The sequence below is a fragment of the Carnobacterium sp. genome, from assembly GCF_040274945.1.
Lineage (GTDB): Bacteria > Bacillota > Bacilli > Lactobacillales > Carnobacteriaceae > Carnobacterium_B.
In genome coordinates, this window is record NZ_JBEMAR010000002.1 from 256,350 (window position 1) to 279,106 (window position 22,757).

The following is a 22,757-nucleotide window of genomic DNA, read 5'->3' on the forward strand; positions in this document are numbered from 1 at the left end:
GCTAAGGCCTCCCTGTCGTTCCAAAGTTTAAACTGCTTGATTTATTATTTAGTCCTACATCTATTGGATCTAATAGTTCATTCCCTAACATTTTCCCGTTTAGTATACTTTGGACAGTGATATAGATAGGACTACTTGTTACGGTAGAATTTAAGTGTTTATCTGTATTTTCTTTATTTAAAGCTTGCAAAATACCCATTCCAATTCCACCAAGATTTTTATCATTAAGTGGAAGTATAGCTTCGCTTTCTCCATTAACTTCTCCTCCACCCATCAAGGTATTACCCATAGAACCAAAGATAGTAGGTTTATTCATAATCCCACCTTTTGCATTCCATTTAACGTTAATTCCTGAAGGATAAGTTATCTCTTTACCTAAAACCGTTTTAGAGGATGTTTTCAAACTAAAGCTTGGCATACTTGGCATACTTGGTTTTGGTATTTTCAGTTTTAAATTGCTGAAGAAACCTTTGATACTTTCAATGAATCCACTCACTTTATCTTTTGCTTCACGGATTGGATTAATGATTGAGTTTTTAATTGAATTAAATTTTGTAACGGTTGAACTGCGTATTTGTTCAAACTTTGAAGTAAGACTTGACCAAATACCGCTTGCTACACTAACTACAGTATTCTTAGCAGAATTTAGTGGTTCAGTAACTGCTGACTTAATTCGATTCCATTTCTCAATAGCAGAATTCTTTGTTTGATCAAACTTAGCAACTACAGATGACCAGATAGCAGATGCTATTGAAACGACTGTATTTTTTGCTGAAGTAAACGAATTTGAAATGGAGTTCTTTATTTCATTCCATTTTGCAATCGTTGAATTTTTTATTTGATCAAACTTGGCTACTACATTAGTCCATATCTCAGTTGCTATCTGTACTACAGTATTCTTAGCCAAAGTGAAAGCCATTGCGATTGCTGCTTTAATTTCATTCCATTTTGTAAAAGCTGCCGTTTTAATTTCATCAAATTTGGTAACAATTCCTAACCACATTTCTTGAAGCTTTCCAGAAACAACAGACCAGGCTTCTTGAATGGGTGTAATTATTGCATTTTTTATGAAGCCCCATGCTGCACTAGCAGCGATTTTTAAAGCTTCCCACACAATGGTTGCACCAGCCACAAGTAATAACCAGATTGCTTGTAGTCCTACTTGCAATAAAGATATAGGAACCATAATGACATTGATAAAATTTTGAATAATTGGTGTAATAAGCTCAATCAAATGATTCCATACTTCAATTGCAAAAGTAGAAATATTTGTCCATGTTTCAGATATTAGATTACCTAAATTAGTAAAGATTTCTGACATTGTAGAAGTAAAGCTATTCCATATCTCAACTGCATTTGTAGAGATACTAGTCCAAATTCCTGCGAAAAACTCAATAAAACCAAACCATAAACTTGCTGCTCCTTCAGTGAATCCAGTCCATATTTCAGAAATGGATGTTGCGAAACTAGTCCAGCTTTCTGAAGCATTCTGAATAATGGTAGACCATAAATTACTAAAGAATTCACCTAACGACGAAAAGACCTCTCCAGCTTTTTGATAGAGAAGTTGCCACGATTCGGATATCCAATTTGTAAAAGTACTCCATTTTTCAGAAAGCCAATCAGTGATAGCTCCCCAATTTTTAACGGCCATAATAATAGTAGCTATTACGCCCACTACAAATAAAACTGGTATGGCTAAAGATCCTAGTAATGCTATTATCCCTGCAACAGCTGCTGCTATAGGTGCTATTACTAATGCCAGTCCTGCAAATATACCAACAAATTCAAAAATAGCTTTTGCGTGGGGTCCTAAATTTTTAAACCATTCAACCATTCCCTTAATACCGTTAATTACTTTAGGCATATATTCAATAGCTAACTGCATAATCTGTTCTCCAATTGGAGTTAACATCTCTTTTAATTCACGCCACATTGAAGTTATATTCTGACTGTCTGCAGATTCCATTAATTTGTCTGAAGCATCTGTTGTTTCGTCAAACATCGTTTTTACGCCGTTAACTTCATTTGCTGCTGAGCTCATAGCTTCAATAACTTTAGTACCTGCATCTTCACCCATTGATCCAAATATAGCTGATATAGCTGCTGCTTTTTCTTGTTCACTGCTCATTCCAGCTATTTCTTCACCTAACATTGAGAATAGTTCTTTATTCGTTCCTCCGCCTTTTTCCCAAGTGCTAAATAGTGATTCAAAGTTTCCTCCTAAATCACTTACTGCTGTTTTGATAGTTCCATCAGATACCCTTACACCAAATTCTTTAACAAGATCATTGACCTTATCTAAGTTATAAGCTCCACCATCAAGTCCAGCATGTAGAATATTAAACATTTCAGAAGCACTATAACCGTTTTCGTCAAATAAAGTCGCATATTCAGCTAGGTTATCACCTAACTCATCTGTTTTATTTAAACCATTTTGAGCACCTACAGTCATTAAATCAAAAGCTTGTTCTGCACTCATTCCGTAAACATTCATTAATGAGTTAACCCCACGTAATGTTTCTGGTATATCTGCATCAAATGTTTTAGCAAAAGAAACAGCTCTTCTAGAAACATCATCAAGTGATTCTTCATTAAGACCACTAATTTGTTCTCGTGTGTTAATCAATACATCAGTAGCTTCTTCGTAACTATCAACGAAACCAGATTTATAAAGAGAGACAATTTTATCTTTAGTTTTTTCTGCTTCAGCACCAGTTAAGCCAAAAGCAAGATTGTACCGACTGGTAAGGTCATCAATAGTCATTGCGGAATCAAATGCTGCAGTCGCTATTTCAGTTACTTTGTCAGCTACTCCGCCTAAAGCTTCCGCACCTTCCAAAAGATTACCAGCGTTTATTTTATCGCCCATATCTTCTAATGCATCGGCTGTTTTATCTGATTCAGTAGAAAGTTCTTTTAAGTCTTGGCTTACTGCATCAATAGAACTTCCATTGTCTACATGGTCCAATGCGTTTTTCATTTTACCTAAATCAGCATCAGCACCTAAAGCAGACTTCCCAATTTTATTAATGGCCAACTCTAATTGATCACTACTTGCTTCGCCTTTACGGATAGCATCAACTAAACGAGTACCTAATACATCTGTATAGTCATCTAAGCTTTTTCCTGTAGCTTCAAATAAAGTGTCTAAACGTTTAGTATTTTGCGATAGTTTTTCTTGTTCTGCAGACAATTGAGATTCTGCTTGCTTGGCTTTATCCAAAGCTTGATTTGTCTCGAGTAAAGAGTTTTTTAAATGTTCTTGGTTCTTTTGCGCATCAAGTAATTTATTCGACCACTGTTGTGTTTCTTTAGAATTTTCTCCAGTAATCTCTTTAGTATTTTGTAAAGCTGATTCGACCATTTTTGTTTTTTGTTCAGCCATTGTGTATTCTTGATTTAACTTACTAACACTTGCTTCTAACTTTTCAGATTCAGAAGCAGTATTTTTCATTTGTTCTTTTTGAACTGCAAACTCTTTATTCAACGTTGTTGTTTGACTTTGCATTTCTTTAAGACCTTGATTGAATGCCTGATTCACTACTTTATACTCAACTTTTATTTCTGGGTTTTTTCCTGCCATTTCCTACCTCCTTCCTTTATTGGCATCTTCCATTGCTTGTGCTTCAACTGAGTTCTTCCAGTTTTTTAAAGCGGATCTATTTTCAGCAACATGATTAACTTCTACTAAAGGAAATTCCAAAACGAAATTAGAATCTAATTCATAGACATCTACATAAAAGCTGTAAACATCGGCCCATGAAGAAATTTTGAATTCAGGATTTTGGTAGCTTCTTCCTGTTCCTACTTTTTTTTGATAACTTTTTCGACAGATTTTTTGTAACTGTCATTCTTTTTTTGAGTGAAAAGTAGTTCTGTATATGCCTCTAATGCTTCCGACATATCAAATGTATAGTTATCGACAAAATCATCAAACGGCAAAAAATTTGTCATGTTTGCTTGACGGTAAGCAATATAAATTGCTTGATACCCTTGATAAAGAGTGATTGTCATTTCTTCTTCTTTTTTTGTATTCATGGTTAATGTTGCAAATTCATCTGTATTGAAATCCTTGTTGATCATTAATAATTTTTTGATATTGAGTTTTGTATCGAGTTTTGCAATTTGACCATCATTTAAAATAATTTCCATTGTCTGTTTTCCTCCTAATTGAATAAACAAAAAAAGAGAGGATTTCCTCTCTTTTGGTTTAGCTTTATTCTGTTTCTGAATCTTCTTCAACGACTGTTTCTAAGTCAGTTGATTCTGGTTCTACCATTCTAGCCATTTGTACTGCTGCACCTTCTGCAGTTGCTTTAACTAATTCTGGTGTGAACTCTTCGCTCCATTTAGTTTTTACAGCTTCATCCGTAATTTCAGAATCAAAACCTTCATAGTAAAATTTACTATTCGTATCTTTTAAGGCTTTAAAACTAGTTTCAATCATGGCAATTTCTTCACCGCCATTTTCAATTTGCCAATTCATTCCACCAGAAAAAGTTAGATTAGGAAACGCAATTTTCTTTTTCAATTCTCCAAAGAGATCTTCTACATCAAATGCAACGATTCCAGTTGAAGGTCTTGAATTAGTACCATATGAATAAACACCTGAAGTTAATCCATCATTGGATAGCCCAAAGGCTTTTCTAAAAACTGGTACTGGCATGTGTAACACTAATGTGCCGTTAACTCTAGTAGGAATATCTACAGACATTACTTCGTCACCTTCACATGTTTTTGTAACAGTTTTTAATTCGGTTTCTAATCCTAATGTACCCACACATCCTAGTTCCTGGAATGTGTCATAAGAATCTGCTGTTTTCCAACGGACAGTTCCATTTGTTACTTTATATTGATCAAAAGTTGTTACTACCATGTTTTGTTTCCTCCTATTTAGTTAAAATTATTTGCTTCTTCCAAAGCTTTTATGACCTCTGTTAGTATTCTTCCGTTTGAAGCTTCTGCTCCCTTTTCAAAGAAACGTTGAGCAATTGGGTTATGTGGTCCTCTTCCTTCATTTGGAAAAACTAAATAACCAAACGAATTTGAGTTTTTTGCTGCCCCACCTTTTGTCGTAATAACAAATCCTAGATTTCCCATTGTTCCTTTTAATGGATTACTGTTTTTTGCATGTCTTTTATTTGAGTTACTAGTTGGTATAAATCGAATAATTTCTTGAATCATCAATTTCATACCTTTAGCTTTTAATGTCTCATTAACTAAGCGCTCCGCTTTACCAGGTATTTCTTTCATAGCATTTGCTAATTGTTGCGATTGTTGATCATCAAGAGAATATTTAACCAATTAGCACACCACCAATGACTGGTGAAAGTAAAAAGTTACCATTTTGGCTTCTTGATTGGTTTCTGCTATACGTCCATATTCTTTTTGAGTTTCTCTAAAAATAAGCCCACATGGTTGTAGGCCCATAATCAAATCAAACTCATTCACTTCAATGTTCTCACGAGTGACAAATGAAACCACAAAATCCTGTAAATATTGATTCGCACTAGAAGCTTTACGAATGTCTCCTTTATCGTCATAAATTAGAAAAGTAGGATTATTAGTTACTTCGTCTTTAGTCATGTCCGTTGCAAACACTGGGTAGCCTGTTATACCTTTAATTTGTTGAATCGTCTTTGATAAACTGAATCCCATCAAATACACCCACCTTTGTTAAATACCAATACATATATTTTCTTTTTACATCTGGATTTATAGCAATCACTTCATAGACTTCATCTTCAAACTTAACTTTATGAGATTTTTGAACGTCTTTAGCAAAGAAAGTTTTAACTTTCAAATCTACAGTCTTATCTAAGCTCCCATAAAAATCTATGTCACCTTGTCTGATTCCAGCAAAATTAAAAAAGAGGAATCCTAAACTAGTAAATTCCTCTCCTTCTTTTTTACCTTCGTTGTTTCTTTTAGTTTTAATTGAACCGTACTCAACTACACCATCATTTAGTAATTCGTCTACTCTTCTTCTAGCCATTAGAGAATGCCTCCTGCGCCACAAGGATTTGAAGAGCAATAATTTCGCTTTGATAGTCTGTTCCAAAAAAAGCTGTAGTACCATTCCAAGCATACTGACAGTATTCTTTTAACAAACTTCGTGCTTTTATGCTTGAAAGAGTATGAGAATCTTTTGAAAAATCAATCTCACCAGCTTTCTCACGCAAAAAGGCTCCACCTTCTTCAATGAAGTCTTTTATATCATCATCAACTTGAGTAAATGTAATACGCAATCTCTTTTTTACAATAGGCAACAAAGCATCTATTTGATCTTCAGTCATGACTTCTCCTTTCCAAAATAAAAAGGTCAGCCAATTTTAGGACTAACCTTTTGCTTTACTTTGTTTTGCAGTTTCTTTTTGCGCGGTTTCAACGGTTTCTTTTAGTGGTTGAATTTCATCTGAATTACCTGAAAAATTTTCAACTACTCCTTGTAGTGCATCTACTTTTCTTTTTAATGCATCAATCTCATCACTCTTATCAGAAGCCTCTTTAACTGCTTCCTCTAATTTATTTAATCTAGCAATGCTGATTTTGTCGCCTTTTTCCCAAACTGTTGGTTCGTATGCCATGATTGTTATCCTCCTTTTGTTTTGTTACTCAGCTACAGTTGCTCCTACTTCGCTAGTTGTTGCAGGTGGAATTACTAAGTTCCATAAAGCAGCAGCTTTGTTGTCTTTAGCTTTACCATAAGCAAATTGTTTTCCAACGTATAAATTCAAGTCTTCTAATGCAAGAGTTTGATCATATCCTAAAATGCTAATTCCGCCACCGATATAGGCATCATAACGTTTTGCCACTAATGAAATTACTTCTCCAGCATCAACTGCAGGTGTTTCAGCAATAATCAAATTAAATGGTAGAGCTGTTACATAAACACCATTTGCATTTAAGCTTGTATATTGCTTTTTAACATCCCAAGCATCTAATGGGTTTACTAACAAGACCACTTGGCCATCAACGGATAATGGTTTGTTATTTTCTTTTACTGAATGAAATTTATAAACCTCAGTCAATTCATTAACAGTGGTTTGAGAATTTGCAAATGTTAAAGTTCCTGAAGGTTTTTTTTCTGGATATACACCATCAACAATTGCTGCATCTTTAGAAACATTTCTGTTAAGTCCTACAGGTTGGTCTTTTCCTGTACCAGCAACGAAAGCTAATTCTAAAGCAACTGAAGCTGCTTCTTCAATTTGTGTTTTAACAAACTGTTTGATCCATGTAGGTCCAAAGTCTTCTAAGTCCTTAGGAACGACAACAAAACAAGTTAATTTATTAGAAATTTCTTCTTCTTCACTAAACGCTGCATCCAATTGTCCTTTGATATCTCCAAAGATTTTACCCCAAACGGCTACACCACTTGTTTCAGATTTTAAGAACTTCAAACGTAAACCAGCGTTTTTCAAACCAAGTGCAGCAAGTACTGGGTAATCTCTAGTTAAATCTTCAAAAATTTCATCTACTGTTGTTTGCGGCAGTAATTTTTCTTCTTTGTAACCAACATCCGTATTGATAGCATTAAAGAATTTAACTTCTTTTGCAGTGATCCCTTTGCCATCAAAAGCGCTGAACTCTTCAGCATAGTTTTTAGCAGCATCTTTAAAGATATCTTGTAATCCATTTACAAATGTTTCAAAGCCTTCTGATTGAACTTTTTCATCTTCTGACTTTAAAGCAGTAAACAAACCTTCTCGTTGTTCTTTTAATTGATTTTGAAATAGATCTAAATTTTTCATATTATTTTCCTCCTAATAATTTAACAAAATTTTGTATTGGATTTTCTTTCTTTTCATTAGCTGGTAGTTCATCTTCATTTTTTGGTTTAGCTTTTGCAGCTATCTTTCCATCCAAATTATTGGTTACTGGATCAACCAAGTCTTCTACTATTGTTGCTTCATAATTCAAAATTTCATCGGCTAACCCACAACCCACTGCTTCTTCAGCAGTAAAGAAAGTCTCGTTTGCCAAATAGTTAATGAGCTCTTCTTCCGTTCCTTCAAATTTTTCCATATAGGAAGCAATCAAAGAAACTTTGATTGAATTTAAAGCAGCAATTGCTTTTTCAAAATCTTCTGCATAACCCCAAACACCTGTCTGCGCGTTGTGAATCATTAACTGAGTGTTTTTAGGCATAAGCCTTTTGTTTCCACCCATAAAAATGATAGATGCTGCACTAGCTGCAACTCCATCTACTATGGTGTTAATTGTTTTATCTGACTGTTTAAAAACGTTGTAAATAGTCAATCCCTCAAAAACATCTCCACCATAAGAATTAATATGAACATTAACTACATCCGTTGTAATTTGTTTTAACGCATATCGTACACTTGAAGCTGTGATACCATCGCCCCAATAGCTCTCTCCTACGTCTCCATATAGAATCAAATCTGTTTCAGTTGAATCTACTTTATTTTGAATTTGTACCTTAGTCTTAATTTGATTCGTCATTGGTTTTCGCTTCATTTGTTTTATCACCACCTTTCAAATCATCTGTCCGTTCATAATTTTTCGTAACATAATGCTCATCTGCCCAATCTTCATCAATAGGTTCTTCTCCTGTTTTTTCTAAAATCATATTAGTAGAGTAAGCTCCTATTCTGAAGAAGGCTTCTGCAGCATTCGCAAACTCAACAGGATCATGAGTATTAATTGTGTTCGTTTGGATTTTCAGTTTGTTTCCGTTAAGAACATTTGCTTTTTTATAATACTTGCGATTAATTTCATTCTGTAGGTTATCCGCTAAGGATCGGACTGGGTAATTTACAAACATCTTATGCATGCCTTCGTTATCAGCTGTATCACCTTTCAAGATTCCTCTGGGTATACCAAAAGCATCCGCAACCATATCGCGGATGTCTTCAAATGTAGCGGATATATCTCTAGTAGTAACAGAACCACTTTTTGTATTACCAGGTGTTGCAGATATCTGATCTAAATTTAAGCCTTCTTCAAATGGCGTTACAGAATCTTGATCAGTGAAAACACCCTTAAATCTATTTTCAAACAAGTCATTCATTGTTTGATCATATTCTGTAATTTTTGTTCCATCTTCTTTTTCAATTATGTTGTTTTTAAATTGTTGAAATAGAGCTCCAATAGTCAATTTCATTTTGATTGCATTTCCACGATTATAGTTACGAATTGTTCCAGCAATCAACTTTCCGTAGTCATCGTAAACCGAGCTTACTACTTCTTTAATTTTTGAATTATGCAATTTAAAGTGGAAGACTTCACTTTCAGTCCTAGTCCCTATTAATTTATAATCACCAGGCAAGACAATGTTAGAATAAATGTTTTCATAGAATGCAAATTCAGTAACATCATAATCATCTACTACAACCAACTCATCATCTTTGCTCCAAATGACTAATGCTCCATTATCGTCATACACCATCTTATAGATGACTTTGCTCCAAAATTCCGACTGATTTTGATTCTTATTAGGCTCAACATTAAACAAATACCAGTTATCTTTTTTTACCGGCTTACCCTTTTCAAAAGTCTGAAATTCACACAATGCCAATGCATCAGCTAATTTGTTAATGGCAATCTGCAAAGCATAGTTTTTATATTTAGCATCATTCTCATAAACCATAGTAAAGTCTTTTAACGTAATACTTGATCTAGGAGACGGCTCTCTTGAAGCCAATACCTTATTAAAAAATGGCAACTTCAATATTTATCACCCCCTTTACTTAGTATGTGTATGTTTTAAGTCCACTATCAAAACGCATAGTAGGTGTGTTCAAAACATCTTTGTGCTGTAGAGCATGTAAAAACATATGAAACCCATCGGTCTTTCTTAATTTTGGTTCGATCTTCAGGTATTCAATATTTAATCGTGCATCCCTATCTTTATAGGAATTGTTTGTATACCAACGCATCATAAAATCATCATCACAAAAGATGATATTTTTATAACTAAATAAGTCATCTACAATCGGTTCTAATTCGGTATGGGTTTTAATTCCTTTTCTTGCTTTCTTTAGTTTGTCGCCAATACCTACTTCATCAAATGCTGTCTTTAAATAAGTTAATCGGAAGTCATCTGCTGCAATTACTTTTATTTGGTAGTAACGGCCCATTTCTACAAACCAATTCGCAATAGTTTTTGGTTTAATCGTTTCATCATTTATGATTGTGATCAAACCTCTATCTATACCAACATCAATAGGTACTTTATAGGAACGTCCAACTAAAGCTTTTTTATTAATAAAGGTATGTTGTTTAAGGTAATACTTTTCACCAATCTTAAATAGCAATCCCACACTAACAAAGTCAGTTGTTTCCGCGTAATCAATCCCACCAACCGCAGCCATTCCTTGTAAATTCGGTGTTGGTTGATTGGTGGCCAGAATGTTATCCCAGCTCGTAACTTCATTCCAACTATCTGTTGTTGGTATATTCATACGTTTAGTCATAAATTCAATTCTTGCACTTGGACGGTCTTCTAATTTTTCATATTCATCTAACATTTCTTGTTTTAAATCCGGAAAATAATTAACAGAAGGATTAGCTTTTTCCCAATTTTTAGGATCGTTCACTTCTTCTGGATCATCTAATTTGCAGATGAAAGGAAACATTCTTCTCTTCGGCCTCTCACCTGTTAATACAAGTTTTGCTTCTTCTTTAAATCCATCTAAAAAACCACCGCGGATATTTCCGTCAGTGGTAAAATGCAATCTTCTTGGGTGTTTCTTTTTACCTAAACCGGATGTAAATACTTTTACGGATTTATCATCTTCATAGGCGTGATCTTCATCAAATAATACTGCACCTTGACGACCACCATCTTTTGTTTTCGCATTGTTTGTTCTATAGCGCAGCATTGAATTAGTTTTTCTAAAGACAATTTTTTCTAAGGTCCATTTAAAGAATTTTTTATACTTAGGTTTATTGCCTTCTAAAATGCTGTGAACTTCCATGACTGATTCTTTCGCTTGATCTTCTGATGTGGCCACAACATCCACATGGTATTGTTTGATTCCTTGTTTCGAGATCATCCACCATTCGATAACAGACATGAATCCAGTTTTACCACCGCCACGTCCCATCATAATCAAGAACTCATTAAAGACTAAACTGCCATCTTTATAGAAAACACCGGCTACAAAAGCCATAATAAATTCTTCCCACTCCATTAACTCAAATGGAAAATGTTTTTTAATATTCTCTAGGGCATCATCAATAATATCTTGTTTTATCACTACTTCTGGATCCGATAAACGGTCATCCAAGAAATCCATTAATTGGTGAACTTCTATACTAGCTAATACTTCACCTGTTCGAACCATATTCATGTAGCGGTCAATAACTACATGGTATCTAACATTAGAAGTCATCGTTATCATCGTCGCTTATTGATTCATCCACTCTTAAATTCAACTGCTGCAGTATTTTCAGCATTTGAGCACTGACCTTTAATAGCTCTGTAACTGAATCATTTTTTTTAAAACCAAATTGAGTGGGGGAGTTTTCCCAATAGACAGAAACACCACGCTCTTTAATATCATTGATTAGACTATTTTTGATATCCCATAACTGGAGATAATCTTCAATCAAGTCATAAAAGTGTCTCCCTATTACTCCTTGATTTTCCAGTTGATCAACCAAAGCATCTTTGATAATCGCTCGTTTTCCTTTTGCCAATTTTACCCCACCCCCCCTCATGTGATTTTTCGATATTTTTGTCTAGTCTGGAACCCTATCCGTTTCGCGCCCCCCTTAAAAGAAATTGCATTTGGTTTTGACCGGGGGCTTTACCAGCGCTCTTCATTCGTAAACTCCTTTTTTTTCTCTAATTTTTCCGGATGTTCTCGATTATGATTCGATTTTGAGATAGATTCTAAATTACTTAGCCTTAAAGCTAGTCTAGGGTTCTCTCTCACTGGAATAATATGATGGACTGTATCAGCTTTAGTTACTATCCCTAATCGTTTATCATACTGACACTTGTAATCGTCTCTGCGTAAAGCAACAAGCCTTAGCACTCTCCATACTTTCAATCTATAAAACTTATCTACCTCATCGTTTAATATATATTGATGCAGCTTCTTTAGTAGAGCTGTTGTCATTAGATCCATATGAATTAATCATCCCTAAGTTGTAGCTTACTTTTTATCGTGCAATTTATATCCTTCTAGTTCCCATAATTTATCTTCAATTCGTTTCATACAAATGTTTATACCAATCTCTATATCAAAGTCTTTAGGATTAATACAAGCACTTGATTCAACAATGATGAATCCATTAGGAAGTTTTACAGAGACAATTAAGCACTTATCAAATACTACTTGCTTATCAATCAAAGATTCATTCAACAATTCTTTTATGTGCATACTATTCACTCCTTTAAATTTATGTACAAAAAAAGCACTCACATTTAAGTGAATGCTTTTTACCAATATAGCTTTGCAACTCGCAGCATGTGCATGTCAGTTGTGTTATCTAAGAGAGCTGTAAAGAACAATAAACGAGTAATGTGATTTCTTACGCTCTCTTGATACTAACATTATAAACCCTTATTTGTTTCATGGTGTTTCAAGTTTCCTTTGTTCTCTCTTCTCGTTTTCTTTTCTTTCTAATTCTTTCAACTCTTTTTTATATAAGTTGATGATTTCATTCTTCCATCTCCATAGAGTTGAGCGACCGATATGTAACCGCCTTGCAATCTCGGTTTCATTAATCGTATAGTCTCGTTCAATAAAGTATGCCTTCATCATTTTCTTTTTATCATAAGGAAGCAAAGCATAAGTATTTTCAATGGCTAAGCCAATGTTTTTAATATCTTTCAATACATCATCATCAGTTAATCTAATAGCTGTCATTTCTGTTGGATTAGATATCTTATTAGAACTTCCTCCACCAGTATTTGTATCAGTTATTGTGTATGGTGTCATGATATTCTCTCGCACTGCTTGAAGCTGCATTCGTAGTTGATTGTAATTACTAATCATGATTTCTAGTTCTTTATCTGTATATTGCAAATAGGTCACCTCGTATTTTTCAGTTTCATAAACTGTTCTTGATTCATCAATATCCCTAAGATGTGTTGCTTGTCTGCAAATCTTTTGTGACCTATTGATTCTGCTTCTAGATAGTGATCATTACATAAACACATCAGTTCATGTCTACCTTATATCTTCATATGGACGTGTACCTTAAATCAAGGTCTTTTGTTAATCTTCCGACTAAAACTGTATTATTTATCATTTTTTTACCTCATTAGTGTTTTTTTTATATAATTAATACATGAATTCTTTTGAGTATAATAATTTATTATTTTTAATTAATAGTTTATACTTTTAATAAATTAAATATGCACTATCAATTAATAGAATAGGAGATTATAGTATGTTGAATACAAATCAAATGAAAAGACTATTACTATTGGTTCGAGAAGGAAAAACTATCTATGAGACTTATTTTTCTGATTTAAAAAATGAAGAACTTTATTCCTTGATAGAACATTGTGAGACACTAGGATTTATAAGCACTCCAATGAAAAAAATAATAATTAGATATTCAAGAGAAGCCATAATTGCTCAACCCCTGATAGTAACCGAGAAAGGTGTTGCTTTCTTGGAAGAATGGTAAAAATCAAAGTAATTTGTTTGACATAATATGCCTTCGTTATTCTACATTTTCATGTGCATATCAGTTCTAAATCTTTTCTCATTATGAGATAATTTTAAAAAGGGAGGTTTTATTATGAAGCTAGTTATTACATTTATTGATGGAGAGCAACTAGAGCTAACTTCATCTTCCATAATAAATGGTTATATTAATAGTCATAAACCGGATAAAAATTATGAGTTGAAAAGAGTATTTTCAAATTCATTTGATGCCATACATACAAATGAAAGTTCTCAGATAGCTACCATTACTCCTCAATTGGGTTATGCAAGTTTAATCAATGAAACAGACTGGATATCAATTGGTAAAGACACTCATTTCGCCACTTTCTATAAAACTTCGTCTATAAAATCTATTTCACGAAAATTAATGTAAATTTGATAGTTTAAGGGACGTTTTATAATTCGTCTCTTTTTTATTTGTCCTCTCCAAAATATTCATCATTGATTTGTTCGAGTTGCCATTTATAACCATTAGCTGTATTTTGCAATTCCACTAAGTCGCGTTTAACGTCCTTAAGTTCTTTCTTTGCAGAATCAATTTCCTCTTCTTTTTGTTCGATTCTGTACTCAATAACGGAATTAACGAATCCCAATCGTGTATTATTAATTAAGAGATAGATTAAACTGATAAACATGCCTATTACTATGAGCGCTGGTACAACAGTAATTAATATATTTTCTATTTTTAATCTCATAATTTATTAGCAACCTCCTCTGCTTGACCGCCAATATTATTTGCATCTAATTTAGCTTCATGTAAATTGTTATAAACAATTCTTCCATCAAGCGCACCAGGCATATCGTCTATCACATATGTTACTTTCGTTTCGTCATAACCTGAAAAATATCCTTTACCTAATTTTACTACCCATTTATGTTCAATCAATTTGTGATTTTTCTTCATTCCATTTCCACCTCCAATTCAATAGCAATTCTTCTATTTCCTTTATTTTGATTTTCTTGAGTTATTGAAGCATAGGCATAAATAGTTTGAGCAACTACACCCAACTGCTTACCACATTCTGGAGCAGTACCTATTGCAATTAAATCTTCGCCTTTATAAACTGCATATTGTTTTTTCATTGATTTCACCTCATCAATTAATAGTCGACCACTTAGCATGTATGAATATCTTAATATCGCCTTTTGGTGTGATACGGAAATAATTCATTGATCCAAATTCATTTTTAGCATCCATTTGAAGTTCATCTTCAATCGGGTAAGATGTTACTGGAGTATAAGCATTTAATATTAAGTGATCTTCTAGCGTTTCTTTCATTTCTTTCTGTTTAAGTACCATCTGACTAGCTCCTTTTAAGTTAGTGTTTACTTCAATTCATTCTTGTTAGATTTATAAAGAAAATTGATGATGCCACTTTCAAACTTCACTCTAAATTCTTGAATGTCGCTTTCTTTTAAATGTTTACGTCCATATAGTTCTTTCATATCTCTCCAATTGACCCAAGGTATGCGGTAGAAGTTTTTGAAATTAAAACTTACAAGGATGAAGCAGACAGCTCCGAACTTGTCATAGCTTCTCAAGTTATTAATTTGTTCTGTAGATAATCGACCATAAGGCATTGTTTCTGTGTTGGTGTGTTTTGCTTCAAACATGACTGATTTACCGCCCATCAGGATTCCTTTATAATCTGCTTGCGCTTGTTTTATAAAGACTGCGATAAACTTACCTGGTTGACCTGGTGCTGAACGTAATGGCTTCATTGGCTCTGGTGTCTTTTGGATATCTGCTATTCCAATTCTCTTGTAGTACTCAAGTGTTGCATCAATATATGTTTCAAATGCAGAGCCTGTTGCCTTTGCTTTTCTCCCTTGAGCCACTCTTTTAGGACTCTTTATTTTAGTTAAGGCTGCATGTGCTGTTGGATCCGGATAATGTTTTGCGTTGTATTTATCTATACTCATTTGTTTTCCACCCTTATAAAGATTAAATTTTGTTGATTTCGATAATCATCATCATGTATTTTAGTGAAGCGATAGACTGAGCCATCTAGAAAATAGATATATATACATATCTCAAGCTTCTGCTCTACCTCCATCATCTACTCTAAAGTTATTAATTCTTTCAAGCCTTTTACGGAAATGAGCTTTTTCTTCTTCACTCATTGGTTTTTCTTTAACTTGCTGATTTTCTTCTTTTGCCCAATCAGGTAATGTTTCTTTTCTTAATAGTGGTTTGTTGAAATTACTTTTAGGTGCTGCTTTCTTAGCTTGTACCTCTGCTTCACGTTTCTTTTCTAATGCATCAATATCCTCAACTGACTTAACACCTTTGTCTTCCCAATTCTTTAAGATAGTATTTACATAAGCGTATTTTCTAACTCCTTGATCACTTGCAACCTCAATTGCTTTTACAACAATTGATTCATTACCTTCAAAGTCTTTTACCCAGTGTTCTAATTTTTCGATTGTCAAAGGTGGAATCATTCCGAATCCAGTTTGTTCCCAGGTGGTAATGAAATTTAGCTGTTTCTCTGAAGCGGGTTGTTGTTGTTTATTTTTAAGACTGTTATTAATAGAACTGTTATTATTAAAACTGTTATTATTAGTGCCGTCATTATCCATGGTTGGATGTTCCAACGTTGGTTCATCCATGCTTGGATAATGACGTGTTGGTTCATCCATGACTTCATTTTGAAGTGTTGGACTGTAATTAATAACAGAATTAATTGTATAAACATTACTTCCCCAAATGCCTCTACCATCACGTTCTCGTTTAACTTCAATGTATCCTTTTTCAATCAAAACTTTTTTATGTTTATGAAATCTATTCTCTCCAATATCTAAGTCTGTACAGATCAAACCGACACTTGGAAATGCTGTATTTCCATTACCAGCGTAAGAACTGATATAGGCATATATCGCTTTAGCCTCAATCGTTAAGTCTTTATCTTTCATAACTAACTTAGGTATGATTCCATAACCTTGAGACAGTACTCCTTCAATTTTCAACTTGTCATCCACTTGATAACACCTTCTCTTTCAAATTTTGAGTAATAATGGTAAAATGTCTGTAATGTTATTAATTAAATCTTTTTTACCTTGCCTAGCAAATACGCCATATTTGTTAGGCTTTTTTCCGTTTAAAATATCAAAGCTAACACTAAAATTATTGAGCTGAATACAGCTCCTTTGAATAACAACCCGTACCAAAAACTGCTTTCTTCATAAATTTCTTCAGCTCCCCAAAAATAAAGAGTACCTGCAATAATCAATTTATTAATGACTTTCGTACTCATTTGAATCCCAACCCTTCTCAATATCGTTTAATATCTCTTCTGCTAACTGTACTTTTGGACTTTTTTTGTCTTTATCTGAAGAGGTCACTCCATGTATTTGAATGACCCTCATGCAGGCGCTTTCTACTTTCATCAATGTGCTTAACATCTTTTGTTTAGATTTCAATAAAAAGTTATTTGCTTGTTTGATTTGCTCCAATTGTTTACTCATATCAAGTTCCTTTCGAAGTAAATGATTAATACCTCTTTTTTGCCCGCCCGGCAGTTAATTAAATTTAGTATTTGTTCGAATCCATTCTTCTACTTGTCTTTTCGGATACCTTCTCCCATTCTTTCCAAATTCAACAAAGGGAAATCCTTTCTTATATAAAAAGAACTCATCAGCGGTTTTTGTATCACATTTAAGGATTCTTTCGCACAAGTCTTTTTTTGTAAGAAGCTCATCATCACTGTATTTAGTTTCAATTGAATTTTTTATCTGAGGTAGCGACACTTCTAAAAACTTACTGGCCATCCATTCAAAGAACTTGTTTGTAGACATAGAATCAAATTGAATTTGCATATCATCCCTCCTTCTTTTCTATTTCATTTGTTATTTTTTAATGAGATAATCTCCTTATCAGCAAGTGGCCTGTTGAAGTAAATTTAAGGTGGTGATATATATGATAAAAAGCAATAAAGAGTTAGCCGTTGAATTAGTTGTCGCTATGTTAGAACACAACTCAGTTTTGAAATATCAAACCGGAAAAAATGTAGCTGATTTTGTTCAACCTAGCTCTATAGAAGATGCTCTAAAAAAATTCACAAATACATTGGATGAACTGTAATAGAATTTTCTACAATTGATATTTTTTACTAGAAATACTATACTTTGGTTTATCACTCTCATGGCTACTCCAATAGCTGTGAGGGTTATTAGTGTTCCTATAAATTTTTTCATCGTTTAGTCTCCTTTTCTGTTGGAAAAGCCTCTTCATCTACTATGTTATGAATAAGCATTTTAGTTGCTGTTGAAGGCTCCCAATCATCAATCATGTCCATAACATTGTCAAAATGCTTTTCTCTTAGTTGTGATCTAGTTTTTACTCCTGAAACTTCTGCAACTGCTTTATTCAAATCTTTATATAATAAAGCTAACTGATCTTTATTCATGGTCCATTTTCTTTCTTTGCCAACTTGTCTTACCTTTTGCGAGATCCGTCTTCCGATGTAGCTATACTTACCTGGATTAATTGATGTATTTTCTTCTAGGTTGATGACTCTACTTTTAACTTTTTTAACTTCATCTTTAGTTTGTTTAGATGCAGCGAACATCAAACTCAATGTATCCCATGGATCATCCGAAACACTTTTTACTAATTGTCCTTCCATGTAATTGAATGCTTGAATATATTTAACTTTGAAGTCTAATGCTTTCTTTCCGTTGTAGCCCATTGCTAGTAAAGTAAAACCATCACGGTTCATGAAATAAATTTTTCTAGGCCGGCCATAAGAGTCTGCTTCAATACCTTCTAAAAACATCTCGGAAAAACTTCCGACATCTTCTTTTAATTTGTTTATTGACTTAATTACATCATGGTGTTCTTTTTCGAAATCATCAGCAATTTGTAAAGAAGTAGTTACAGGCTGTTCATCTTTTATAATTACTAAATTAGTCATGTAATTTTTCATCCTTTCTTTCAACTAACTTCTAACTTCCTTTTTGTATAACTTAAAGTTGACTCAGAATTAAAAAAAATATGATCCTTTGAAATACCATAAATTTTACTAAATGCATCTGCATATTTTATTGGTGTTTCATCAGGCTTCTTTTCGAAATATGCTACACGCTGTCTAGTGACTCTCTCCTTTAAAATCTCATCTAGTTTTTCTGCAGCTTCTTTTTGGGTTAGTTTTGCATTTATTCTTGCAGCCTCCAAAGTTATTCTAAGCATTATTATCACCTCCATACACACATAATAATATAACTTTAAGTTATAGTCAACAACTTTGAACTACTTTAGAATAACTTTCTGTTGTATTTTCCAATCTTTAAGTTATACTAAAATTATATTATGATACTTACAAGGGGTGACATTATGACTAATGATAAAGAAACTAAAATACCACAACAAATCACTTTACTACGTTCAAGATTTGGATGGACACAACAAGAGTTGGCCGACAGAATTGGGTTTACTAAACAAACTATTTCTAACTGGGAAACTGGGTTAAAAGTCCCTCGTATGGGTGCCATCCAGAAAATGGCTGATTTATTTGGAGTATCAATAAGTTTCATTATCGAAGGAGACGAAACTACTCCTGAATGGGCTGATGAAAATGATATTTTAGATTTAAAAGAAATGTTAGAAAATAACGTTAATATGGCTTATGGTGGAGAAGAATTAACGGATGAAGAAAAACAAAGAGTTAAAGATGTATTAACAGGAATATTTTGGGAGAAAAATAAACAAAGAAAGGATAAATAATTTATGGATCACCGACATTTAAAGCTTATTAAAAATTTATATTTAAAATGTGGGTCATACAATCCTTTCGTTATATCTGAATCTTTGAATATTGAAATTAAATATGTACCTTTTGGAAAAAGTCCACTTGGTCAAGTTGCATACATTTATGAAACACCAATTATCCTATTAAATGAAGATTTAGATGATAGTAATGAAAGATTTTTTGTATGCGCTCACGAGTTGTATCACGCTTTAGAACACACATCTCTATCGAGTTATTATATTTCAAACAGAGTTGCAAAAAGTAAGATGGAATCAGAAGCTAATTCGTTTGCTACATTTATTTTATTTAATGATTTCATAGAGACAAATTCATATCTTCCTGAATCTTTTGATGATCTCGAACACTCATATGGTTTGCCAGAAACTTCTAAAATGATATTAGGAATATAAATTATCAAACTAAGTTTTAATACATATAATATTAGGATAAAAAAAGAACACTCCCCCACTGACCAAAGCTAAGGATTGTTAAACGAGACATCAACTTAAAACATATTACAAAGATAAAATTGAAATATGTTTTGAAGGTAAACTTCTTCAGAAGTATAAGGTTAATTAGAGTTATCATTAAAAAAAAGTATAATTAAATTTTACCTACCTTTTGTCAAATGCTAAGGATAAAAAAATACATATTATTGGAGGAATAAGAATGAAAAATTTTAAGTTATTAGCTATTGTTGGAATATTTAGTATTGCTCTTGTAGCTTGTGGCGGAGAAGATAAAGTTGATGAAACAAATTCAGATAATACACAAACTGAAACAGTAGAATCAACCCCTAAACCAACTGAAGCTATTGAAGTAACAGAAACTACAGAAGTAACAGAAGAATCTTTAGAATCCGAAGTGGTTGAGAGTGAGCCTGAATCTAGTGAACAACCCGCCGTTACAGAACCCTCACCTGTATACTATAGTGCTTTAAGTAGCGCAAACTATTATATTAGTATTAAGGGAATGTCTCAAGGAAGTTTGTATGATCGGTTAGTGTTGGATAGAGTTCCTAAAGCTGCAGCTCAATACGCAATAGATAACGTAACAGCTGATTGGAATGAAGAAGCTTTAGAATCTGCAGAAAATTATCAAAATGCAATAACTATGTCATCGCAAGCTCTTTATGACCAATTAATATATGATCAATTCACCCCTGAGCAAGTACAATATGCAATAGATAATATTTCTCAATAAATAAAAAGAACACTCCCCTACTTTAGACGGTTAGGAGTGTTCTGGATAAAAGACATTATTAAAATTCAATGCCTTTGACTATTATATCATAGGACGGAGGATTTATAATGATTTCAGAAGAAGAGATAAAAGGTAAAATAATATCTGTATTAAATATGAAAGGCGGAGTAGGTAAAACAACGATAACAAAAGAGGTTGGTTTCCACCTTTCAACGTTACGAGAAAAAAAAGTTTTATTAATTGATATTGATCCGCAACTTAATTTAACACAATCGCTTTTTCGATTTTACGGATTTGCACAAACTGAGGAATTAGCAAAAAAAATACTTGTAGAAGAAGAACAAATTCAGGAAGAGCAAGTTCAGGAAGAACCTACTGAATTAGCTAATGACGAAACTAGATTAACTAAAGAAAAAAATAAAAAGGTCACTTTGAAAATATCTAATTCAAGTATTGAAAAAGTTTTTTCAAGTACTACTTCTTCTCCTGCAAAAGAAAATGATGCGATTCAAATATTAACACCTAATTTACATATAATTCCTGGTGAGCTCGGAGTTGAATTCACTCTCAGAAATCTTAATAGTGGTAAAATTGAGAACGGGATATATGAATTTATTAAAAAACATAACTTAAGAAGTAAGTATCACTATATACTAATAGATTGCCCACCTACTTATTCTTCGTATACAATCGCAGCTTTAAAACCAAGCGATTATCTACTAATTCCAGTTAAACCAGAGGCTTACTCTATAACTGGAGTAGATATGCTAATGAATGTTATAAAAAGTGTTGTCGATGAAAATAATCTTTATTTTGAAACTAAACCGTTAAAAAACCTTGGTATTATTTTTACTGATATAAAGCAATCACCTTCAACTGGAACAACAAAATTAATTCAGGATATAACTGATAGCGATAAAATTTCCAAGCATCAGATACCTATTTTCGAAACTCGATTCCTATCTAATGCTTATATGAAAAACAGATTAGATTATTTTATTAATGCATCTAGTAGCGAAAAATCTAAATTAAATTTAGAAGTATTAGTTGATGAAATATTAGAAAGGATTGATGAGCTTGGATAAAGAGACAATATACATTAAAAACCTTTTAGTCGTTTTAAACAAAAAATCAAATGAAGATAAATTAAGAATTAATCTATATACAATAATGATAACTGCAATACTATCACAAAAAGTATTTGAAAAAAATTCTGATATACCAAAATTTATATCAAAACTCAATATAAATTATAAAGACTACGTTTATAGAAGTAGAACGCTAATAGTAGCAAGAATGATTAGAGAAATTGAATCATCTGATAAAAATAAGCTTTTATTTTTTGTTAGTGAGTTAAAGAAATTACTTTTTGAGAGTAACAATGATAACAGTAATGTCAAAAAAAATAGTTCTCAAACGAAATCTGCGAACAATAACTCTGCTGATGATATACTAAGTCAATTTGGTAGAGATTAATGGATTATAAAAGAGAGATTGAAGATTATACTCTATTTATAAATAGTTACTTTCCCGAAAGTTTATTTAACAAACAATTTAATTTTGTAAGAAAAAAAACTGATTTACTTTTTCGTTCAATTGAAATGACTGATATAATTTTAGACTATACTTCTTACAATGAAAATATCAATAAAATTTTATTAAATGATTATAAACACTTATTATTGAAACTATTGTATATATCACCAGTTAATGACTCTTACTTTTTAGCAATGACCTTTAGAGGTCTTTCAGAATCATTATTGAGGATATTTTTATCTATTAATGTTGGCAGTGACTATTCTTTATCCCATATAAAATCATTATCTTATAGAAATTTATGGCCTGAATGCAATCAGATTGCTAAGCAAATCGGATGTAAACAAAGTTTAGATAAATTAAACAATATCTTTAAAGATAACTCGATTGTTATTCACAATAAAGATTCTAAGCAAACATCAATTAATTATCTAGAGAATATAATGGAAAATGAATCATATTCATTTTCTTTAAAAGCATATAATCGCATACTTAATGATATAACTACTTTTACTCTAGACTTTTTTCCTATCATATTTGATCTTAACTATGATTTATTTTCAATGAATCAAAAACATGCTTATAAAAAAATTTATAAATTTTAATTTTT

The 22,757-nt window shown here is 32.7% G+C and carries 36 protein-coding genes; 9 read left to right on the forward strand and 27 right to left on the reverse strand.

Annotated elements, in window-relative coordinates:
* Nucleotide 1: 1 nt before the first annotated feature.
* From ABS916_RS03610 to ABS916_RS03685, 16 genes are all read right to left on the reverse strand, one after another.
* Nucleotides 2–3,586 (reverse strand): phage tail tape measure protein, encoded by a 3,585-nt coding sequence (locus ABS916_RS03610; RefSeq protein WP_350450610.1) that lies wholly within the window; start codon nucleotides 3,584–3,586, stop codon nucleotides 2–4.
* A gap of 221 nt (nucleotides 3,587–3,807) precedes the next feature.
* Complete coding sequence (locus tag ABS916_RS03615) at nucleotides 3,808–4,155, reverse strand: hypothetical protein (RefSeq protein WP_350450611.1); 348 nt, start codon at nucleotides 4,153–4,155, stop codon at nucleotides 3,808–3,810.
* Nucleotides 4,156–4,219: 64 nt separating this feature from the next.
* The gene (locus tag ABS916_RS03620; protein WP_350450612.1) at nucleotides 4,220–4,879 is read right to left on the reverse strand and encodes a phage tail protein; all 660 of its coding nucleotides are present in this window, start codon (nucleotides 4,877–4,879) and stop codon (nucleotides 4,220–4,222) included.
* Nucleotides 4,880–4,896: 17 nt separating this feature from the next.
* A complete protein-coding gene (locus tag ABS916_RS03625; protein WP_350450613.1) occupies nucleotides 4,897–5,307 on the reverse strand; it encodes a hypothetical protein in 411 nt (136 codons plus the stop codon).
* Nucleotides 5,308–5,661: a hypothetical protein gene (locus ABS916_RS03630; RefSeq protein ID WP_350450614.1), complete on the reverse strand. Its 354-nt coding sequence runs from the start codon at nucleotides 5,659–5,661 to the stop codon at nucleotides 5,308–5,310.
* Nucleotides 5,624–5,998 carry a phage head closure protein gene (locus ABS916_RS03635; protein ID WP_350450615.1) on the reverse strand — a complete coding sequence of 125 codons (375 nt, stop codon included), beginning with the start codon at nucleotides 5,996–5,998 and terminating at the stop codon, nucleotides 5,624–5,626. Before ABS916_RS03635 ends, ABS916_RS03630 begins: the two co-directional genes overlap by 38 nt.
* Nucleotides 5,991–6,299 carry a hypothetical protein gene (locus ABS916_RS03640; protein ID WP_350450616.1) on the reverse strand — a complete coding sequence of 103 codons (309 nt, stop codon included), beginning with the start codon at nucleotides 6,297–6,299 and terminating at the stop codon, nucleotides 5,991–5,993. The genes ABS916_RS03635 and ABS916_RS03640 overlap by 8 nt, the downstream gene beginning before the upstream one ends.
* A gap of 42 nt (nucleotides 6,300–6,341) precedes the next feature.
* Nucleotides 6,342–6,590, reverse strand: coding sequence for a hypothetical protein (locus tag ABS916_RS03645; RefSeq protein ID WP_350450617.1), 249 nt, complete (start codon nucleotides 6,588–6,590; stop codon nucleotides 6,342–6,344).
* Nucleotides 6,591–6,614: 24 nt separating this feature from the next.
* Nucleotides 6,615–7,757, reverse strand: coding sequence for a phage major capsid protein (locus ABS916_RS03650; protein ID WP_350450618.1), 1,143 nt, complete (start codon nucleotides 7,755–7,757; stop codon nucleotides 6,615–6,617).
* A gap of 1 nt (nucleotide 7,758) precedes the next feature.
* Nucleotides 7,759–8,484 carry a head maturation protease, ClpP-related gene (locus tag ABS916_RS03655; RefSeq protein ID WP_350450619.1) on the reverse strand — a complete coding sequence of 242 codons (726 nt, stop codon included), beginning with the start codon at nucleotides 8,482–8,484 and terminating at the stop codon, nucleotides 7,759–7,761.
* Nucleotides 8,453–9,697 (reverse strand): phage portal protein, encoded by a 1,245-nt coding sequence (locus ABS916_RS03660; protein WP_350450620.1) that lies wholly within the window; start codon nucleotides 9,695–9,697, stop codon nucleotides 8,453–8,455. The genes ABS916_RS03655 and ABS916_RS03660 overlap by 32 nt, the downstream gene beginning before the upstream one ends.
* A 19-nt stretch (nucleotides 9,698–9,716) precedes the next feature.
* On the reverse strand, nucleotides 9,717–11,372 hold the full coding sequence (locus ABS916_RS03665) for a terminase TerL endonuclease subunit (RefSeq protein ID WP_350450621.1): 1,656 nt from the start codon (nucleotides 11,370–11,372) through the stop codon (nucleotides 9,717–9,719).
* Nucleotides 11,353–11,670, reverse strand: coding sequence for a P27 family phage terminase small subunit (locus ABS916_RS03670; protein WP_350450622.1), 318 nt, complete (start codon nucleotides 11,668–11,670; stop codon nucleotides 11,353–11,355). The genes ABS916_RS03665 and ABS916_RS03670 overlap by 20 nt, the downstream gene beginning before the upstream one ends.
* A 110-nt stretch (nucleotides 11,671–11,780) precedes the next feature.
* Nucleotides 11,781–12,104 (reverse strand): HNH endonuclease, encoded by a 324-nt coding sequence (locus ABS916_RS03675; RefSeq protein WP_350450623.1) that lies wholly within the window; start codon nucleotides 12,102–12,104, stop codon nucleotides 11,781–11,783.
* A gap of 27 nt (nucleotides 12,105–12,131) precedes the next feature.
* Nucleotides 12,132–12,359 carry a Gp49 family protein gene (locus ABS916_RS03680; protein ID WP_350450624.1) on the reverse strand — a complete coding sequence of 76 codons (228 nt, stop codon included), beginning with the start codon at nucleotides 12,357–12,359 and terminating at the stop codon, nucleotides 12,132–12,134.
* 192 nt (nucleotides 12,360–12,551) lie between these two features.
* Nucleotides 12,552–13,007 (reverse strand): DUF722 domain-containing protein, encoded by a 456-nt coding sequence (locus tag ABS916_RS03685; RefSeq protein ID WP_350450625.1) that lies wholly within the window; start codon nucleotides 13,005–13,007, stop codon nucleotides 12,552–12,554.
* Between the two features lie 367 nt (nucleotides 13,008–13,374).
* On the opposite strand from ABS916_RS03685, the gene ABS916_RS03690 reads away from it, so the two are divergent.
* Together ABS916_RS03690 and ABS916_RS03695 are read left to right on the forward strand one after the other, a co-directional pair.
* The gene (locus ABS916_RS03690; protein ID WP_350450626.1) at nucleotides 13,375–13,617 is read left to right on the forward strand and encodes a hypothetical protein; all 243 of its coding nucleotides are present in this window, start codon (nucleotides 13,375–13,377) and stop codon (nucleotides 13,615–13,617) included.
* A 114-nt stretch (nucleotides 13,618–13,731) separates the two neighbouring features.
* A complete protein-coding gene (locus tag ABS916_RS03695; protein ID WP_350450627.1) occupies nucleotides 13,732–14,031 on the forward strand; it encodes a hypothetical protein in 300 nt (99 codons plus the stop codon).
* A gap of 40 nt (nucleotides 14,032–14,071) precedes the next feature.
* Here the strand turns inward: ABS916_RS03695 and ABS916_RS03700 are convergent, their stop codons facing one another.
* From ABS916_RS03700 to ABS916_RS03740, 9 genes are all read right to left on the reverse strand, one after another.
* On the reverse strand, nucleotides 14,072–14,353 hold the full coding sequence (locus ABS916_RS03700; RefSeq protein WP_350450628.1) for a hypothetical protein: 282 nt from the start codon (nucleotides 14,351–14,353) through the stop codon (nucleotides 14,072–14,074).
* Complete coding sequence (locus ABS916_RS03705; protein WP_350450629.1) at nucleotides 14,350–14,562, reverse strand: hypothetical protein; 213 nt, start codon at nucleotides 14,560–14,562, stop codon at nucleotides 14,350–14,352. The genes ABS916_RS03700 and ABS916_RS03705 overlap by 4 nt, the downstream gene beginning before the upstream one ends.
* Nucleotides 14,559–14,741 (reverse strand): hypothetical protein, encoded by a 183-nt coding sequence (locus ABS916_RS03710; protein ID WP_350450630.1) that lies wholly within the window; start codon nucleotides 14,739–14,741, stop codon nucleotides 14,559–14,561. The genes ABS916_RS03705 and ABS916_RS03710 overlap by 4 nt, the downstream gene beginning before the upstream one ends.
* Before the next feature lie 13 nt (nucleotides 14,742–14,754).
* Complete coding sequence (locus ABS916_RS03715; RefSeq protein WP_350450631.1) at nucleotides 14,755–14,958, reverse strand: hypothetical protein; 204 nt, start codon at nucleotides 14,956–14,958, stop codon at nucleotides 14,755–14,757.
* A 26-nt stretch (nucleotides 14,959–14,984) separates the two neighbouring features.
* The gene (locus tag ABS916_RS03720) at nucleotides 14,985–15,581 is read right to left on the reverse strand and encodes a Holliday junction resolvase RecU (RefSeq protein ID WP_350450632.1); all 597 of its coding nucleotides are present in this window, start codon (nucleotides 15,579–15,581) and stop codon (nucleotides 14,985–14,987) included.
* Between the two features lie 111 nt (nucleotides 15,582–15,692).
* Entirely contained in the window at nucleotides 15,693–16,640 is a 948-nt protein-coding gene (locus ABS916_RS03725) for a DnaD domain protein (protein ID WP_350450633.1), read from the reverse strand.
* Between the two features lie 119 nt (nucleotides 16,641–16,759).
* On the reverse strand, nucleotides 16,760–16,915 hold the full coding sequence (locus ABS916_RS03730) for a hypothetical protein (protein WP_350450634.1): 156 nt from the start codon (nucleotides 16,913–16,915) through the stop codon (nucleotides 16,760–16,762).
* Nucleotides 16,896–17,126, reverse strand: a complete 231-nt coding sequence (locus ABS916_RS03735; RefSeq protein WP_350450635.1) for a hypothetical protein — start codon at nucleotides 17,124–17,126, stop codon at nucleotides 16,896–16,898. Before ABS916_RS03735 ends, ABS916_RS03730 begins: the two co-directional genes overlap by 20 nt.
* A gap of 54 nt (nucleotides 17,127–17,180) precedes the next feature.
* Nucleotides 17,181–17,477, reverse strand: a complete 297-nt coding sequence (locus ABS916_RS03740; protein WP_350450636.1) for a hypothetical protein — start codon at nucleotides 17,475–17,477, stop codon at nucleotides 17,181–17,183.
* A gap of 100 nt (nucleotides 17,478–17,577) precedes the next feature.
* Between ABS916_RS03740 and ABS916_RS03745 the strand changes: the two genes are divergently transcribed.
* The gene (locus tag ABS916_RS03745; protein WP_350450637.1) at nucleotides 17,578–17,742 is read left to right on the forward strand and encodes a hypothetical protein; all 165 of its coding nucleotides are present in this window, start codon (nucleotides 17,578–17,580) and stop codon (nucleotides 17,740–17,742) included.
* A 109-nt stretch (nucleotides 17,743–17,851) separates the two neighbouring features.
* Here ABS916_RS03745 and ABS916_RS03750 read toward each other — a convergent pair whose 3' ends face one another.
* Together ABS916_RS03750 and ABS916_RS03755 are read right to left on the reverse strand one after the other, a co-directional pair.
* Nucleotides 17,852–18,574, reverse strand: a complete 723-nt coding sequence (locus ABS916_RS03750; protein WP_350450638.1) for a Rha family transcriptional regulator — start codon at nucleotides 18,572–18,574, stop codon at nucleotides 17,852–17,854.
* A gap of 20 nt (nucleotides 18,575–18,594) precedes the next feature.
* On the reverse strand, nucleotides 18,595–18,849 hold the full coding sequence (locus ABS916_RS03755; RefSeq protein ID WP_350450639.1) for a helix-turn-helix domain-containing protein: 255 nt from the start codon (nucleotides 18,847–18,849) through the stop codon (nucleotides 18,595–18,597).
* A gap of 144 nt (nucleotides 18,850–18,993) precedes the next feature.
* Here ABS916_RS03755 and ABS916_RS03760 point away from each other — a divergent pair, with 144 nt between their 5' ends.
* From ABS916_RS03760 to ABS916_RS03785, 6 genes are all read left to right on the forward strand, one after another.
* Complete coding sequence (locus ABS916_RS03760; RefSeq protein WP_350450640.1) at nucleotides 18,994–19,383, forward strand: helix-turn-helix domain-containing protein; 390 nt, start codon at nucleotides 18,994–18,996, stop codon at nucleotides 19,381–19,383.
* A 3-nt stretch (nucleotides 19,384–19,386) separates the two neighbouring features.
* Nucleotides 19,387–19,818 (forward strand): ImmA/IrrE family metallo-endopeptidase, encoded by a 432-nt coding sequence (locus ABS916_RS03765; RefSeq protein WP_350450641.1) that lies wholly within the window; start codon nucleotides 19,387–19,389, stop codon nucleotides 19,816–19,818.
* A 259-nt stretch (nucleotides 19,819–20,077) separates the two neighbouring features.
* Nucleotides 20,078–20,611 carry an Ltp family lipoprotein gene (locus ABS916_RS03770; RefSeq protein ID WP_350450642.1) on the forward strand — a complete coding sequence of 178 codons (534 nt, stop codon included), beginning with the start codon at nucleotides 20,078–20,080 and terminating at the stop codon, nucleotides 20,609–20,611.
* A gap of 107 nt (nucleotides 20,612–20,718) precedes the next feature.
* Nucleotides 20,719–21,696 carry a ParA family protein gene (locus ABS916_RS03775; RefSeq protein WP_350450643.1) on the forward strand — a complete coding sequence of 326 codons (978 nt, stop codon included), beginning with the start codon at nucleotides 20,719–20,721 and terminating at the stop codon, nucleotides 21,694–21,696.
* Nucleotides 21,689–22,087, forward strand: a complete 399-nt coding sequence (locus ABS916_RS03780) for a hypothetical protein (RefSeq protein ID WP_350450644.1) — start codon at nucleotides 21,689–21,691, stop codon at nucleotides 22,085–22,087. The genes ABS916_RS03775 and ABS916_RS03780 overlap by 8 nt, the downstream gene beginning before the upstream one ends.
* A complete protein-coding gene (locus tag ABS916_RS03785; RefSeq protein WP_350450645.1) occupies nucleotides 22,087–22,752 on the forward strand; it encodes a hypothetical protein in 666 nt (221 codons plus the stop codon). Before ABS916_RS03780 ends, ABS916_RS03785 begins: the two co-directional genes overlap by 1 nt.
* The last annotated feature ends 5 nt before the right edge of the window (nucleotides 22,753–22,757 follow it).

Excerpts from the sequence above, each read along its gene's own strand:
- ABS916_RS03610 (WP_350450610.1), bottom strand. The coding sequence starts at position 3,586 with ATGGCAGGAAAAAACCCAGAAATAAAAGTTGAGTATAAAGTAGTGAAT.
- ABS916_RS03615 (WP_350450611.1), bottom strand. The coding sequence starts at position 4,155 with ATGGAAATTATTTTAAATGATGGTCAAATTGCAAAACTCGATACAAAA.
- ABS916_RS03620 (WP_350450612.1), bottom strand. The coding sequence starts at position 4,879 with ATGGTAGTAACAACTTTTGATCAATATAAAGTAACAAATGGAACTGTC.
- ABS916_RS03630 (WP_350450614.1), bottom strand. The coding sequence starts at position 5,661 with ATGGGATTCAGTTTATCAAAGACGATTCAACAAATTAAAGGTATAACA.
- ABS916_RS03635 (WP_350450615.1), bottom strand. The coding sequence starts at position 5,998 with ATGGCTAGAAGAAGAGTAGACGAATTACTAAATGATGGTGTAGTTGAG.
- ABS916_RS03640 (WP_350450616.1), bottom strand. The coding sequence starts at position 6,299 with ATGACTGAAGATCAAATAGATGCTTTGTTGCCTATTGTAAAAAAGAGA.
- ABS916_RS03645 (WP_350450617.1), bottom strand. The coding sequence starts at position 6,590 with ATGGCATACGAACCAACAGTTTGGGAAAAAGGCGACAAAATCAGCATT.
- ABS916_RS03650 (WP_350450618.1), bottom strand. The coding sequence starts at position 7,757 with ATGAAAAATTTAGATCTATTTCAAAATCAATTAAAAGAACAACGAGAA.
- ABS916_RS03655 (WP_350450619.1), bottom strand. The coding sequence starts at position 8,484 with ATGAAGCGAAAACCAATGACGAATCAAATTAAGACTAAGGTACAAATT.
- ABS916_RS03665 (WP_350450621.1), bottom strand. The coding sequence starts at position 11,372 with ATGATAACGATGACTTCTAATGTTAGATACCATGTAGTTATTGACCGC.
- ABS916_RS03675 (WP_350450623.1), bottom strand. The coding sequence starts at position 12,104 with ATGGATCTAATGACAACAGCTCTACTAAAGAAGCTGCATCAATATATA.
- ABS916_RS03680 (WP_350450624.1), bottom strand. The coding sequence starts at position 12,359 with ATGCACATAAAAGAATTGTTGAATGAATCTTTGATTGATAAGCAAGTA.
- ABS916_RS03690 (WP_350450626.1), top strand. The coding sequence starts at position 13,375 with ATGTTGAATACAAATCAAATGAAAAGACTATTACTATTGGTTCGAGAA.
- ABS916_RS03695 (WP_350450627.1), top strand. The coding sequence starts at position 13,732 with ATGAAGCTAGTTATTACATTTATTGATGGAGAGCAACTAGAGCTAACT.
- ABS916_RS03700 (WP_350450628.1), bottom strand. The coding sequence starts at position 14,353 with ATGAGATTAAAAATAGAAAATATATTAATTACTGTTGTACCAGCGCTC.
- ABS916_RS03705 (WP_350450629.1), bottom strand. The coding sequence starts at position 14,562 with ATGAAGAAAAATCACAAATTGATTGAACATAAATGGGTAGTAAAATTA.
- ABS916_RS03710 (WP_350450630.1), bottom strand. The coding sequence starts at position 14,741 with ATGAAAAAACAATATGCAGTTTATAAAGGCGAAGATTTAATTGCAATA.
- ABS916_RS03715 (WP_350450631.1), bottom strand. The coding sequence starts at position 14,958 with ATGGTACTTAAACAGAAAGAAATGAAAGAAACGCTAGAAGATCACTTA.
- ABS916_RS03720 (WP_350450632.1), bottom strand. The coding sequence starts at position 15,581 with ATGAGTATAGATAAATACAACGCAAAACATTATCCGGATCCAACAGCA.
- ABS916_RS03730 (WP_350450634.1), bottom strand. The coding sequence starts at position 16,915 with ATGAGTACGAAAGTCATTAATAAATTGATTATTGCAGGTACTCTTTAT.
- ABS916_RS03735 (WP_350450635.1), bottom strand. The coding sequence starts at position 17,126 with ATGAGTAAACAATTGGAGCAAATCAAACAAGCAAATAACTTTTTATTG.
- ABS916_RS03740 (WP_350450636.1), bottom strand. The coding sequence starts at position 17,477 with ATGCAAATTCAATTTGATTCTATGTCTACAAACAAGTTCTTTGAATGG.
- ABS916_RS03745 (WP_350450637.1), top strand. The coding sequence starts at position 17,578 with ATGATAAAAAGCAATAAAGAGTTAGCCGTTGAATTAGTTGTCGCTATG.
- ABS916_RS03750 (WP_350450638.1), bottom strand. The coding sequence starts at position 18,574 with ATGACTAATTTAGTAATTATAAAAGATGAACAGCCTGTAACTACTTCT.
- ABS916_RS03755 (WP_350450639.1), bottom strand. The coding sequence starts at position 18,849 with ATGCTTAGAATAACTTTGGAGGCTGCAAGAATAAATGCAAAACTAACC.
- ABS916_RS03760 (WP_350450640.1), top strand. The coding sequence starts at position 18,994 with ATGACTAATGATAAAGAAACTAAAATACCACAACAAATCACTTTACTA.
- ABS916_RS03765 (WP_350450641.1), top strand. The coding sequence starts at position 19,387 with ATGGATCACCGACATTTAAAGCTTATTAAAAATTTATATTTAAAATGT.
- ABS916_RS03770 (WP_350450642.1), top strand. The coding sequence starts at position 20,078 with ATGAAAAATTTTAAGTTATTAGCTATTGTTGGAATATTTAGTATTGCT.
- ABS916_RS03775 (WP_350450643.1), top strand. The coding sequence starts at position 20,719 with ATGATTTCAGAAGAAGAGATAAAAGGTAAAATAATATCTGTATTAAAT.
- ABS916_RS03785 (WP_350450645.1), top strand. The coding sequence starts at position 22,087 with ATGGATTATAAAAGAGAGATTGAAGATTATACTCTATTTATAAATAGT.